This window comes from Aliarcobacter trophiarum LMG 25534, from assembly GCF_003355515.1.
Taxonomy (GTDB): domain Bacteria; phylum Campylobacterota; class Campylobacteria; order Campylobacterales; family Arcobacteraceae; genus Aliarcobacter; species Aliarcobacter trophiarum.
This window is the reverse complement of sequence record NZ_CP031367.1, coordinates 1,339,273-1,352,406: the sequence shown is the minus strand read 5'-3', so window position 1 is coordinate 1,352,406 and position 13,134 is coordinate 1,339,273. Positions and strand designations below refer to the sequence as shown.

At 28.4% G+C, this 13,134-nt stretch carries 14 protein-coding genes; 13 read left to right on the top strand and 1 reads right to left on the bottom strand.

The genetic code is table 11. The annotated features are described in order from the left end of the window. The first annotated feature begins 16 nt into the window (after window positions 1-16). The 5 genes from ATR_RS06980 to ATR_RS06960 are packed head-to-tail and all read left to right on the top strand — an operon-like array spanning window position 17 to window position 3,517. The gene (locus ATR_RS06980; RefSeq protein ID WP_115428753.1) at window positions 17-808 is read left to right on the top strand and encodes a P-loop NTPase family protein; all 792 of its coding nucleotides are present in this window, start codon (window positions 17-19) and stop codon (window positions 806-808) included. Window positions 809-813: 5 nt separating this feature from the next. Then, window positions 814-1,053 (top strand): hypothetical protein, encoded by a 240-nt coding sequence (locus ATR_RS06975; RefSeq protein WP_228254210.1) that lies wholly within the window; start codon window positions 814-816, stop codon window positions 1,051-1,053. Window positions 1,054-1,091: 38 nt separating this feature from the next. Continuing rightward, on the top strand, window positions 1,092-1,802 hold the full coding sequence (ubiE, locus tag ATR_RS06970; protein WP_115428751.1) for a bifunctional demethylmenaquinone methyltransferase/2-methoxy-6-polyprenyl-1,4-benzoquinol methylase UbiE: 711 nt from the start codon (window positions 1,092-1,094) through the stop codon (window positions 1,800-1,802). After that, window positions 1,803-2,996, top strand: coding sequence for an exodeoxyribonuclease VII large subunit (xseA, locus tag ATR_RS06965; protein ID WP_115428750.1), 1,194 nt, complete (start codon window positions 1,803-1,805; stop codon window positions 2,994-2,996). A gap of 41 nt (window positions 2,997-3,037) precedes the next feature. Next, window positions 3,038-3,517, top strand: coding sequence for a chemotaxis protein CheW (locus ATR_RS06960; RefSeq protein ID WP_115428749.1), 480 nt, complete (start codon window positions 3,038-3,040; stop codon window positions 3,515-3,517). Between the two features lie 16 nt (window positions 3,518-3,533). On the opposite strand, the gene ATR_RS06955 is transcribed toward ATR_RS06960, so the two are convergent. Beyond that, window positions 3,534-4,082, bottom strand: coding sequence for a peptidylprolyl isomerase (locus ATR_RS06955; protein ID WP_115428748.1), 549 nt, complete (start codon window positions 4,080-4,082; stop codon window positions 3,534-3,536). A gap of 78 nt (window positions 4,083-4,160) precedes the next feature. On the opposite strand from ATR_RS06955, the gene panD reads away from it, so the two are divergent. The 8 genes from panD (at window position 4,161) to ATR_RS06915 (ending at window position 12,971) form a co-directional block, all read left to right on the top strand. Next, entirely contained in the window at window positions 4,161-4,544 is a 384-nt protein-coding gene (gene panD / locus ATR_RS06950) for an aspartate 1-decarboxylase (RefSeq protein ID WP_115428747.1), read from the top strand. Beyond that, window positions 4,537-4,866 carry a YbaB/EbfC family nucleoid-associated protein gene (locus tag ATR_RS06945; RefSeq protein WP_115428746.1) on the top strand — a complete coding sequence of 110 codons (330 nt, stop codon included), beginning with the start codon at window positions 4,537-4,539 and terminating at the stop codon, window positions 4,864-4,866. The genes panD and ATR_RS06945 overlap by 8 nt, the downstream gene beginning before the upstream one ends. Next, the gene (locus ATR_RS06940; RefSeq protein WP_115428745.1) at window positions 4,867-5,739 is read left to right on the top strand and encodes a polyprenyl synthetase family protein; all 873 of its coding nucleotides are present in this window, start codon (window positions 4,867-4,869) and stop codon (window positions 5,737-5,739) included. It abuts the gene before it with no gap. Between the two features lie 120 nt (window positions 5,740-5,859). Continuing rightward, window positions 5,860-6,117: a co-chaperone GroES gene (gene groES / locus ATR_RS06935; RefSeq protein ID WP_115428744.1), complete on the top strand. Its 258-nt coding sequence runs from the start codon at window positions 5,860-5,862 to the stop codon at window positions 6,115-6,117. After that, window positions 6,117-7,748, top strand: a complete 1,632-nt coding sequence (groL, locus tag ATR_RS06930) for a chaperonin GroEL (protein ID WP_115428743.1) — start codon at window positions 6,117-6,119, stop codon at window positions 7,746-7,748. Before groES ends, groL begins: the two co-directional genes overlap by 1 nt. 131 nt (window positions 7,749-7,879) lie before the next feature. Beyond that, complete coding sequence (hsdR, locus tag ATR_RS06925) at window positions 7,880-10,267, top strand: EcoAI/FtnUII family type I restriction enzme subunit R (protein ID WP_115428742.1); 2,388 nt, start codon at window positions 7,880-7,882, stop codon at window positions 10,265-10,267. Then, window positions 10,264-11,919: an HNH endonuclease gene (locus ATR_RS06920; RefSeq protein WP_115428741.1), complete on the top strand. Its 1,656-nt coding sequence runs from the start codon at window positions 10,264-10,266 to the stop codon at window positions 11,917-11,919. The genes hsdR and ATR_RS06920 overlap by 4 nt, the downstream gene beginning before the upstream one ends. Further along, entirely contained in the window at window positions 11,916-12,971 is a 1,056-nt protein-coding gene (locus ATR_RS06915; protein WP_115428740.1) for a Fic family protein, read from the top strand. Before ATR_RS06920 ends, ATR_RS06915 begins: the two co-directional genes overlap by 4 nt. The last annotated feature ends 163 nt before the right edge of the window (window positions 12,972-13,134 follow it).

The following is a 13,134-nucleotide window of genomic DNA, read 5'->3' as shown; positions in this document are numbered from 1 at the left end:
TAAAAAGGCTTATGAAATGATAATAATTCCTCAAACAAAGGGTGGAGTAGGTAAATCTACTGTTGCTATGCAAGTTATTGCTCCATACTTATATAAAAAACATGGTAAAAAAATCACTTATATTGAAATTGATGATGAAAATAACGATTCTCAATCTTTTACAAGAACTGAAATAGTAAATAAAAGAATGCTTGGAACTAATAAAATTACAGAACTAGATGAACTTATTTTGATGGATGATAAGCATGAAGTTATTGTTGATGTAGGTGGAAATAAAACTTCAAGTTTGGTTTTAGATGAGATAAAAAAAGTTGGAAGTTTTGGAAATGTTAAGTGGATAATTCCTTTAGGAGATGGTGAACTTGATGGAAAAAATGCAATTGCAACTATGAAAAAGATAAAAAAAATAGAGAAAAATCCTGAAGATAATCTTATTTTTGCACTAACAAGGGCTATCTCTATGGAAGAGGATTATTATAGTGAGCAATTTATAAACTTCTTTGGACATAAATATCTTGATTCAAACTCAGTAATTTGTGATTTTGTAAAAGACCCAAAATATTTTCCTGTTAAAAATGATAAAATTATTACAATGAGTAGATATTTGGGGAGTACCGTTTGGGAAATGGCTTATAATAATACTGACTTTGCAAAAAAAGCTATTGAGGCAAAAGAGTTAGGAGATGTTGAAGCTGCTAGAAAATATCTATTTTTTAGAAGAATACAGACAGAAGCAAAGGATTATGTATTAAATACTCTAAACAAGATATTTTGTGATTTAGATAAGTGGATAGAGATTAAAAAATGAGTGAAATGAGCTTTAAACAAGCAAAAGAGCTTGTTGAAAGAATGGAGTTTAGTGAAATTGCTATTAGAACATCAATTGATAGTTTAGAAAAGGCATCTTCTAGTTTTCAAGAGAGTTTAAAACTTCAAGAAGATATTGTAAATAGGCTACCTTACTCAGATAAAAAATTATCAATTATGAAAGTAGCAGTTGCTTTAAATATTGGTTTAATTATCGGTATTTTAATAGGAAAATATCTTTTATAATATAGTATAAAAAAATATACAAAATAGGAAAATTTTATATGGAAAAACAAGAAAAAATAGTATCAATGTTTAATAATATAGCACCAACTTATGATAAAGCTAATAGAGTTTTATCAATGGGAATTGATATTAGTTGGAGAAATAAAGCTTGTATAAAAACTTTTGAGCTATATGGGAAAAAAACTATAGATAAAATAGTTGATGTTGCTTGTGGTACAGGGGATATGATACTTTTTTGGAAACAAAATGCTAACAAAAAAGAGATTACTTTGAAAAATATTGTAGGAGTTGATCCTAGTGTTGGTATGATGGAAGTAGGTAAAAAGAAGCTTCCAGAAGTTGAATTTATTGAAGCCTTTGCAACATCTATACCACTTGAAGATGAGAGCGCTGATATTTTATCAATCTCTTATGGAATTAGAAATGTAGTGCAAAGACAAGAGGCTTTTTTTGAGTTTGCAAGAGTGTTAAAAAAAGGTGGTTTAGTGGTAATTAGTGAATTTACAAAAAATCAAAAAGAGACGCCACTTGATTATTTAACAGCATTTTATATGGATAAAATTCTGCCAGTTGTTGGTGGAATAATCTCAAAAAATAAAGAGGCATATAGATATTTGCCCGATAGTATAGATGAGTTTTTAACAACTTCAAATCTTCAAAAAGAGCTGAGAAATGCTGGTTTTGAGATAGTTTATACAAAAGCTTTCTCTATGAAAATATCAACATTAATTATTGCAAAAAAAATCTAAATGAAAGCCTTTAGTGTAACTATTTTAAATACTCAAATAAAATCTCTTTTAGAGACAACTTTTATGCAAGTTGTGGTCTCTGGAGAGATTTCAAATTTGGTAAATCATAGCTCAGGGCATATCTATTTTTCACTAAAAGATGAAAATTCTACAATCTCTTGTGTGATGTTTAAGGGAAATACAAAATATTTAAAATTTGAGTTAGAAAATGGACAAAAGGTAAATATTACAGCAAATATCACTGTATTTGTTCCAAGAGGAAACTATCAACTTTTATGTACAAAAATAGAGCCAGATGGTGTTGGAAGTTTGGCTTTAGCTTTTGAACAATTAAAAGTAAAATTAGAGGCTAAAGGCTATTTTGATAAAAGCATAAAAAAACCTCTTCCTAACTTTCCAAAAAAAATAGCAATAGTTACAAGTCCAACAGGAGCTGCTATTGAAGATATAAAGAAAGTTGCAAGTGCAAGGTGGAGTTTGTGTGAACTTATTTTAATCCCAACTTTAGTACAAGGAGTTGGTAGTGTTGAAGATATTTCAAGAAATATAGTTTTTGCAGATAGTTTAAACTGTGATATTATAGTTGTAGGTCGTGGTGGAGGAAGTATAGAAGATTTATGGTCATATAATAGTGAAATGGTAGCAGATGCAATCTTTAATGCAAAAACTCCAATAATTTCAAGTGTAGGGCATGAAATAGATTATCTAATAAGCGATTTTGTAGCAGATATAAGAGCTGCAACTCCATCAAATGCTATGGAAATAGCACTTCCTAGCCGTGAAGAGTATCTTTTATATATTGATAGCTTAAGAGATAGTTTTAGTTTAAATCTTAAAAATATATTTTCAAAAAAAGAGGAAGAGTTAAGAAATCTAAAACTACACTTTGAGCAAAACTCTATTAGCTCTAAGCTTTTTTTTGTAGAGTCTCAAATAAAACTTTTAAAAGAGCAGTTTTTTCAAAGTTTAAACCAAAAGTTTCAGATAGCTTCTAATATTTTAGAAAATTTAAAATCAAACTACTCTTTAAATAATCCTGCAACAAGACAAAAGGATGGATTTGTTGAGTTGAGTAGAGATAAAAAGATTATTAATTTAAGTTTATTAAAAATAGATGATATTGTAGAGTTGCAATCTATTGATACTATTGCAGAGTGTAAAATTATTAGTTTAAGTAAACAAAAGGTAAAATAACATAATTTTGCTTGTTAAAATATTGAAAAAAAGGGATTAAAATGGAACATAATCACGAAAAGAAAACTCTTGGTTCAAATATAACTGAGTTTATGACATTTGAATTAGGGAAGATGAAATATGCTATAGAGTTACCAAAAATAAAAGAGATATTGACTTATCCAGATAATATTACAACTTTACCAAATACTTCAAATTGGGTAAAAGGTTTAATTAATTCAAGGGGAGAAGTTGTTCCTATTTTAGATATTAGGATTAAATTTAACACAGGACCAGCAATTTATGATGTAAATACATCTATTATTACAGTTATTACTGAAGATAAAAGGATGATAGGAATTGTTGTTGATTTAGTTGATGATGTTCAAAAAATTGATACTTCAATGTTAGCTCCAGTATCTGAAATGGGTTCAGGAATTCCTGCAAGATACTTAAAAGGTTATGTAAGACTACACGATAATAAGATGTTAGTTCTTATGGATATTGAAAAAGTTGTTTGTAAAGAGGAGTTAGGGGATTAAAACTTAATCCCACTTTTTACTCTTCTATAGTTATTTTATTTATCTTTACATCATCTAATGGCTTATCGCCACCATTTCTTCCTGTTGTTTTTACATTTTCTATATCTTTTACAATATTTTTACCATCTATTACATAACCAAAAATTGTATGCATTCCATTTAACCAATATGTTGGAGCTGTTGTTATGAAAAACTGACTTCCATTTGTGTTTTTACCTCTATTTGCCATAGCTAAAATATATGGTTTATCAAAAACTGCATTTGGTGCAAATTCATCTTCAAAATCTTTATTCCAAATTGATTCTCCACCAGCTCCTGTTCCTGTTGGATCTCCACCTTGTATCATAAATCCTTTTATAACTCTGTGAAAAATTTGACCATTATAGTAGCCTTTTTTTGATAATGCCACGAAATTCTCAACAGCTTTTGGTGCTAAGTTTGGTTTTAATTCAACTTTAATGATACCTTTTGTTGTATCAAAAACAGCAACTGGATTCTTTTGTACACTCTCATTTGCAAATAAGAAAAGTGTAAAAGACAAAAACAAAAATATGATTTTCTTCATAAATTATTCCTTTAATTTAGTTTTATAATAAATTAGTATAGTATAATAGCTTTGAAAAATTAATAAAGGATTTTCTAAATGACTTTTGAAATGTTATACAGCAAAATTCATAGAGCGACTGTTAGTGATGCAAATTTGAATTATGTTGGTTCAATTACTATTGATGAAGAGTTGATGAATGCTAGTAACCTAAGAGTTGGGCAAAAAGTTGATATTGTAAATATTAATAATGGAGAGAGATTTCAAACTTATGTAATAAAAGGTGAGTTTGGAAAAAGAGATATGTGTTTAAATGGTGCAGCTGCTAGAAAAGTGGCTATTGGAGATAAAATAATTGTAATCGCTTATGCTACATATAGTGAAGAAGAGTTGAAAAATTATAAACCAACAGTAGTTTTAGTTGATGATAAAAATAATATTGAGCTTATTACAAATGAGCTTGTAGGAAGTGATTATGTTTGATGGAATTGATTTAAAAAACTTAAATCTTGGAGATATGATAAATAAGTTTCAAGATATGGCAAAAGAGCAAGAGAAAAACAATGCCTCAAATTTATTTACAGCAAAAGCTGGTGGGGGAATGGTTGAGATATCAATCAATGGAAACTCTGAAGTTGTTGATTTGAAAATTGATGACTCTTTGCTTGAAGATAAGGACTCTTTACAAATTTTATTAATCTCTTGTATGAATGATATAATAAAACAAAGTGAAGAGAATAAAAAGCGTATGGCTCTAGGAATGTTAGGAGATATGGGCGGTTTTGGGAATTTTGGTCAAAAATAGATGAAAGAGCTTTTAGGAGAGTTTGAAGAATTTTTGCTAAAAAATCTTCCAAAAATAGATAGTTTTCATCCACATTTTGAAGCTGCTATGCAAGATATGTTGATAGCAGGTGGTAAAAGATTTCGTCCAATGCTACTTTTAAGTATCGTAAAGGCAAAAAAACCTTTGCTTTTAGAAAACTCATTAAAAGTTGCTTTGGCAATAGAGTTTTTGCATACATACTCTTTAATTCATGATGATTTACCTGCCATGGATAATGCAAGTTTGAGAAGAGGATTTCCAACACTTCATATAAAATATGATGAAGTAACAGCTATTTTAGTAGGGGATGCTTTAAATAGTGAAAGTTTTAATCTAATAGCAACTGCAAGTTTACATAATGATATAAAAATAGAGCTAATAAAACTTTTGGGGCATAATGGCGGATTAAATGGTATGGTAATTGGTCAAGCAATAGATTGCCACTTTGAAAAACAAAAATTAGAGTTAGAAAAGTTGGAGTTTTTGCACTTAAATAAAACAGCAAAGTTAATTGCTGCAAGTCTTAAAATGGGTGCAATTATCGCTTCATGTGGTGAAAAAATAGAAGAAGAGCTTTATAGTTTTGGTTTAGATTTGGGACTTTTGTTTCAAATCCAAGATGATATTATTGATGAACTTGAAAGTAGTGAAGAAGCTGGAAAAACGACACAAAATGACAGCTTTAAAAACTCTTTTGTAAATCTTTTAGGTTTAGAAGAAGCGAAAAAAAGTGCAGATGATTTGGCACAAAAATGTTTAGAGAGACTAGAAGTCTTTGATGATGAGTTAAAAGATAGTTTAAAAGATTTATTAGTAAGCTATATAAATAGGCATAAAAAATACAACTCTTAGTTAAAATGACTAAAGTTTATTGACAAAAAAGAAAAAATTGTATAAAATTTGGCACTTAAAACTAGCAAGTGCTAATTTTAAGCTAAATTATAAAGTTTAAATTATAAAAAAGGAAAAAAGATGAATTTTAAACCACTAGGTGAAAGAGTTTTAGTAGAAAGAGTAGAGGCTGAAAACAAAACAGCAAGTGGAATTATAATTCCAGATAATGCAAAAGAGAAACCAGCAAACGCAAAGGTTATTGCAATTGGAACTAAAGTTGAAGATATAAAAGTTGGAGATACTATTATATTTGAACAATATAGAGGAACTGAGATTAAAATTGATGGTAATGATTACCTTGTATTAAATGTTGAAAATATTTTAGGAGTTATGTAATGAGTAAAGAGATTATATTTAGTGATAATGCAAGAAATAGACTTTTTGCAGGTGTTGAAAAATTAGCAGATGCTGTAAAAGTGACAATGGGACCTAGAGGAAGAAATGTTTTATTACAAAAATCTTTTGGTGCACCAACGATTACAAAAGATGGTGTAAGTGTAGCAAGAGAGATTGAACTTGCTGATACTTTAGAGAATATGGGTGCTCAACTTGTAAAAGAGGTAGCTAGTAAAACAGCTGATGAAGCTGGAGATGGTACAACAACAGCAACAGTTTTAGCTCACTCAATCTTTAAAGAGGGTCTTAGAAATGTAACAGCTGGTGCAAATCCAATATCTTTAAAAAGAGGAATGGACAAAGCTTGTGAAGCAATTTTAGTTGAACTTAAAAAAGCTTCGAGAGTTGTTGAAAATAAAACTGAAATTGAGCAAGTTGCTACAATTTCTGCAAACTCTGATAGTGCAATTGGAAAGATGATTGCTGAAGCTATGGAAAAAGTTGGGAAAGATGGAGTTATTACAGTTGAAGAAGCAAAAGGAATTTCTGATGAACTAGATGTTGTTGAAGGAATGCAGTTTGATAGAGGATATTTAAGTCCATATTTTGTAACAAATCCAGAAAAAATGACAACAGAGTTTGATAATCCTTTTATCCTTTTATATGATAAAAAAATCTCATCTTTAAAAGAGCTATTACCAATTCTTGAAGGTGTAAATAAAGCTGGACGTCCACTTTTAATTGTAGCTGAAGATGTAGATGGAGAAGCTCTTGCAACTTTAGTTGTAAATAGATTAAGGGGTGCATTACAAATTGCTGCTGTTAAAGCTCCAGGTTTTGGTGATAGAAGAAAAGCTATGCTTGAAGATATTGCTGTTTTAACAGGTGGAACAGTTATTTCTGAAGAGATGGGAATGAAACTTGAAACTACTGATTTAAGTGCATTAGGAGTTGCTTCTAAAATTGTAATAGATAAAGATAACACAACAATAGTTGATGGAAATGGAACTAAAGATGCAGTTTTAGCAAGAGTAAATCAAATTAAAGCAGAGATTGCAAATACAACAAGTGATTATGATAGAGAAAAACTTCAAGAAAGACTTGCAAAACTTAGTGGCGGAGTTGCTGTTATTAAAGTTGGTGCTGCAACTGAAACTGAAATGAAAGAGAAAAAAGATAGAGTTGATGATGCATTAAGTGCAACAAGAGCTGCTGTTGAAGAAGGAATTGTAATTGGTGGAGGAGCTGCATTAATAAGAGCTGCTGCAAAAGTAAAACTAGAGCTAAAAGAAGATGAATTAATTGGTGCAAATATCGTTTTAAGAGCTATTAAAGCACCATTAAAACAAATTGCTTTAAATGCTGGATATGATGCTGGTGTTGTTGCAAATGAAGTTGAAAAATCTTCTAATGATAATTTAGGATTTAATGCAGCAAGTGGAGAGTATGTAGATATGTTTGAAGCTGGAATTGTGGATCCTGCAAAAGTAGAAAGAGTTGCTATGCAAAATGCAGTATCTGTAGCTTCACTTCTTCTGACAACAGAAGCAACAGTAACTGAAGTTAAAGAAGATAAAGTTCCTGCAATGCCAGATATGAGCGGTATGGGTGGAATGCCTGGTATGATGTAAAAGTACCAAAAAAGAGATAAAAACTTTTAAAAGAGGAGTGGCTTTCACTCCTCTTTTTTTTATTATTTTTTGATAAATCTATTTAACTTATTATTGGATATAATCTAACATTTTTTAAATATAGGGAAAATATGGCTTATAGTGAATCTGATACTCGTGCAAATTTAATAGATCCAAAATTGGAAAAATCTCAATGGAAATCTTCAAATATAGTTAGAGAATACTATTTTACAGATGGTAGAAAATTAATAGGCGGAAAAAGAGGAAATAGATATTTTGTAGATTATCTCTTAGTTTACAAAAATACAAATCTAGCAATTATTGAAGCAAAAGCCCAAAACAAAGATCCACTAGATGGACTTCAACAAGTTATAAACTATGCACAAAAACTAAAAATCGATTTTGTTTACTCTACAAATGGAACTAAGATTTATGAGCACTCACTTATTAGTGGAAAAGGTGACTTTATAGAAGATTATCCAACTCCAGATGAGCTTTTTTATAGAAAATTTGGAAAATTAAAAGAGCAAGAAGAAAAAGTAATAACTCAATCTTTCTATTTTGAAGGGAATAAAAAACCAAGATTTTATCAACAAATAGCAGTTCAAAAAGCAGTTGAAACAATAGCAAATGATAAAGATAGAGTTCTTTTAACTTTGGCAACGGGAACAGGAAAAACATATATAGCTTTTCAAATTGTATATAGATTGTTTCAATCGAAGTGGAATAAAGATAAAACAAATAGAAGACCAAAAATCTTGATTCTTGCAGATAGAAATGTTTTAAAATCTCAGGCTATGAATGAGTTTAATCCTATGGAAAAAGATTTGGTGGATATAAATGGAAAAGATATAAAAAGAAGAGGTGGAAAAGTTCCTACAAATGGAAATGTCTTTTTTGCTATTTATCAATCAATTGCAGAGAATAAAAATAGAAATATAGAAAGTTGTGAAGATGAAAATGAAGATGATGTAATAGCTTACTACAAACAGTATCCATCAAACTTTTTTGACCTAATTATCATAGATGAGTGCCACAGAGGAAGTAGCAACGATGATAGCTCTTGGAGAGATATTTTAAATCATTTTTCTAGCGCTACTCATTTGGGACTTACAGCAACTCCAAAAAGAGATGACAACGGCGATACTTACAAATACTTTGGAGAACCAGTTTATGAATACTCTTTAAAAGATGGAATAAATGATGGATTCTTAACTCCATATAAAGTAAAAAGAATTCAAACAAATATAGATGAATATCACTTCAATCCTGATGATATAATCACAGGTGAGTTGGATAAAAATATAGTAACACTTCAAGAGTTTGAAAAGAGTGTTGTTATTCCAAAAAGAACAAGACTTTTAGCAAAAACAATTTTAGAAAATATAAATCCTTTTGATAAAACAATTATTTTTTGTGTAAATCAAAAACATGCGATGGATATGAAAATATCAATAGATAGATATAAAACTATAAAAGATAGCAACTATTGTGTAAGAGTTACAAGTGATGAAGGGGAGTTAGGAAGAGAATTTTTAGAGAAATTTCAAAACAATGATTTGGATATTCCAACTATTCTTACAAGCTCAAAAATGCTAACAACTGGAGTTGATGCAAAAAATGTACGAAATGTAGTTTTAACTGCACCAATTGCTTCTATGACTGAGTTTAAACAGATAATTGGAAGAGGAACAAGAACTTATGAAGGAAAAGATTTCTTCACTATTATAGATTTTGTAGGTGCTACAAATCTCTTTTATGATAAAGCTTGGGATGATGACCCTTTGAGTGTTGATATAAAAACAACAAAGATAGAAGATATTGAAGATGATGAGCTTAATGAAGAGAATAAAATAGATGAAGAAAAAAAAGAGCAAAATAAAAAAGAAAACTCTTTTAATGATGATGAATTTGAAGCAAAAACAAAAGAGGAAAAGGCAAAAAAAGAGCAAGTAATCATAGATATAAAAGGTAAAAAACTAAAAGTAATAAATATAGAGACAAGATATGTAGGAGTAGATGGAAAGCCTTTAAGAAGTTCTGAATATCTTGAACTTTTAATAGGTGTTTTGGGAAGATTTTATAATGATGAACAAACTCTAAGAGATATTTGGAGTAATCCAAAAAATAGAAAAGAGCTTTTAGAGAAACTAAAAGATATGAATATAGATGAGTCTCAACTTGAAGATTTAAAAGATATTTTTGAAGCAAAAAATAGTGATATTTATGATGTTTTAGCTCATTTGTCTTTTAATTGTGATATAAAAACAAGAGATGAGAGAGCAATAGCTGCTTTAAACTCAAAATTTATAGAGAAATATCAAAATGAAAAAGCAAAAGATTTTATAGAGTTTATCTTAGAAAAATATAGAAAATATGGCTTCAAAGAGTTAGAAGAGAATAAACTCTCAACACTTATAGAGCAAAGTGGATTTGATAGAAGAGAACTTATGACTTCATTTGGTGATTTTAAAATAAGAGATGAGTATTTTGAGCTTCAAAAAGAGATTTATAGATGAGTAAAAGTATGAATAAATGTTATTTATGTGGAAAAGAGTTTGATGATAAGGATGTGAAAAAACATGATGAACATATCATTCAGCAATCAATAGGAGGAAATTTAACTGTAAATGACATATTGTGTTCTTCTTGTGGTAGTAAATTAGGAAATGAAGTAGATGTACCTTTTGTTAAAATATTTGAAGACATAGCTACAAGATTAGATATTAAACAAGATAGAAAAGGTAATAATCAAAGTACTAAATCTGTTAAAGGTAAAATGGGGAATATAGATGTAGTTTGGAAAGACTTTAAAGTATCTCCCGTAAAACCATTTCATCTTTACACGATTGATAAAAGATTCGTGATTATTTATGCTAATGAACAAACTGCTGAAAGCTATAAATCAAAAAAAGTAAAAAAAGAAATTAATGAAAATTTACTTAATCAAATTTTTATAAAATCAAAAAAATTAAAGTGGTTGAATGAAGTTAAAATTTTAACTTTAAAAGATTTTCAATATCAGTTTAGTGAGTTTTGCAGGAAACCTGAAGTTATCATTTGTGATGATATAGATGGGCTTGTAAAGTTTCCTTTTAATATGGACAATAAAGCTTTCAAAAAAGGATTAGCAAAAATTGCTATTGGATTCGCCTCAAGTTTTGGTGTAGAACGAGAAGATATCCCACTAGTTTTAAACATTGATAAAAACACAAATGAAGCTAAAATTCATGATAAAATATTGGCAATTCCTTTTTATCCTTTGGGAGTGATTGATGAGTTAATTGAGGTTCAAAAAAATGAATTTGAACATTATCCATTTCATAATCTTATTTTATTTACGATTGATTATGACCCAAAAGTTTCAAAAGGCAAAAAAGTTTTAATTTGCTATATAGAGTTATTTTCTACTTTTGAATGGTATGTTATATTAAATGAAGAATATTATGGAGATTCAATATATGAATTTTATGCTCAACAAATATTAAAAAAAGATGATTATAAAGTTGAATTTGGCAGACGCTACTACAAAGAGAGAAATATTTGGTTAAATTCCTTAGGTATTACAGAAGAATATATAAATAAAAAAATCAAAAATCAAAAATCAAAAATGCTATCAAAATTAAAATGGTCTCAAAAATCAAGTATTCCATTAATAACTCAACAAGCTGATATCTTTTTAAATTTAATGTGTTGTTTTGGAATTGAACATGAAATAATACAAGAAGAAACAATTAAACAAAAATACAAATTTGATTTTGAAGGATATATCCAAAATACGGTAAGTGGAATAAATAATCAAGTTTTGATTTTTAAAGATAAAGAAAAATTTTCGCACATAAACAACGATATTACAAAATTTTTAAATAACAAAGATATAGTGGCTACTTATAATAATGTATTGAGTAGCTTTGAAGAACATCAAAATTTAAGGAAGAACTTTTTCTTATTTTATAGTTTAGATGAAGAAGAAAATGAAATATTCTTAATTAATAGTTTTAGAGTATTTTATTACAAAGAAGGTAAATTAAAGAATTATTATTCAGAATTGTTAGACAATTTTCAACTTTTTCAAAATGATGGTTCATTAAAAGATTATAATCATAAAAAAATGTATATGCTTGAAAAACATATTTTTCAAGAAAATATTAAACAAAAGATAAAAAAATGATAATTACTTTACCACTAACACAATCTATCGAAACCCCAAAAGTTCTAAAAAAAGCAATATCAACAAATAGAGCTTTAGCAAATTTAAACGGAGTTGCAAGGATTATTCCAAATAGTGCTATTTTAATAAACTCTTTGGTATTACAAGAAGCAAAAGATAGTAGTGCTATTGAAAATATCATCACAACACACGATGAACTCTATAGAGCAAATTTGGATATAGAAAGCGTAACAAATGAAGCAAAAGAGGTACAAAACTACAAAGAAGCACTTCTAAGAGGTTTTGCCCTTGTAAAAGATACAAAACTACTTTTAAAAAAACATATAGTAGATATTCAAGCTATTTTAGAACAAAATGATGCAGGAGTTAGAAAACAAGCTGGAACAAATCTAAAAAATAGTTTGACAGGAGAAGTGATTTATACTCCACCACAAGATTATGAAACTATACAAGAACTTCTTACAAATCTTGAAAATTATATTAATGAGCCAAATGATATTGACTCACTTGTAAATATGGCAATTATTCATCATCAGTTTGAATCAATCCACCCTTTTTATGATGGAAATGGAAGAACTGGAAGAATTATAAATATTTTGTATTTGATACTAAAAGATTTATTAGATATTCCTGTACTTTATCTAAGCCGTTATATCATCACACATAAAGCCGATTATTATAGACTTTTACAAGAAGTAAGAACACAAGATAAATGGGAAGAGTGGATTTTATATATGCTTGATGCAGTTGAACAAACTTCTCTTGAAACAATAGAACTTATAAATAATATTAGTAATTTGATGACAAAAACTCAAGATAAAATATCGCAAGAGTTACCAAAAATTTATAGTAAAGATTTAGTAGAGATACTTTTTATGCACCCATATACAAAAATAGATTTTTTGGTTGATAGATTAAGTGTTACTAGAAAAACAGCATCTAAGTATTTAAATGAACTTGAAAATATTGGAATATTGGAAAATATACAAATTAAAAATAGTAAATTTTTTATGAATATTGAATTGTTTAATTTATTACGAAAAGGTATATAGGTAAAATTCATCAAAAATTACTCATATTTGTTAAGCTATGAGTAAAAAAATATAAAATTTACCCATAGGTATAAAGCTATGAGTAAAAAATTACAAAATTTTTACATATAGTAGATGATATGTTAAAAAAAGAGCAAAAACTTTACATATAAATATAAAATTT

Coding starts and splice junctions, on each gene's coding strand:
- ATR_RS06980 (WP_115428753.1), top strand. CDS start 17: ATGATAATAATTCCTCAAACAAAGGGTGGAGTAGGTAAATCTACTGTT.
- ATR_RS06975 (WP_228254210.1), top strand. CDS start 814: ATGAGCTTTAAACAAGCAAAAGAGCTTGTTGAAAGAATGGAGTTTAGT.
- ubiE (WP_115428751.1), top strand. CDS start 1,092: ATGGAAAAACAAGAAAAAATAGTATCAATGTTTAATAATATAGCACCA.
- xseA (WP_115428750.1), top strand. CDS start 1,803: ATGAAAGCCTTTAGTGTAACTATTTTAAATACTCAAATAAAATCTCTT.
- ATR_RS06960 (WP_115428749.1), top strand. CDS start 3,038: ATGGAACATAATCACGAAAAGAAAACTCTTGGTTCAAATATAACTGAG.
- ATR_RS06955 (WP_115428748.1), bottom strand. CDS start 4,082: ATGAAGAAAATCATATTTTTGTTTTTGTCTTTTACACTTTTCTTATTT.
- panD (WP_115428747.1), top strand. CDS start 4,161: ATGACTTTTGAAATGTTATACAGCAAAATTCATAGAGCGACTGTTAGT.
- ATR_RS06945 (WP_115428746.1), top strand. CDS start 4,537: ATGTTTGATGGAATTGATTTAAAAAACTTAAATCTTGGAGATATGATA.
- ATR_RS06940 (WP_115428745.1), top strand. CDS start 4,867: ATGAAAGAGCTTTTAGGAGAGTTTGAAGAATTTTTGCTAAAAAATCTT.
- groES (WP_115428744.1), top strand. CDS start 5,860: ATGAATTTTAAACCACTAGGTGAAAGAGTTTTAGTAGAAAGAGTAGAG.
- groL (WP_115428743.1), top strand. CDS start 6,117: ATGAGTAAAGAGATTATATTTAGTGATAATGCAAGAAATAGACTTTTT.
- hsdR (WP_115428742.1), top strand. CDS start 7,880: ATGGCTTATAGTGAATCTGATACTCGTGCAAATTTAATAGATCCAAAA.
- ATR_RS06920 (WP_115428741.1), top strand. CDS start 10,264: ATGAGTAAAAGTATGAATAAATGTTATTTATGTGGAAAAGAGTTTGAT.
- ATR_RS06915 (WP_115428740.1), top strand. CDS start 11,916: ATGATAATTACTTTACCACTAACACAATCTATCGAAACCCCAAAAGTT.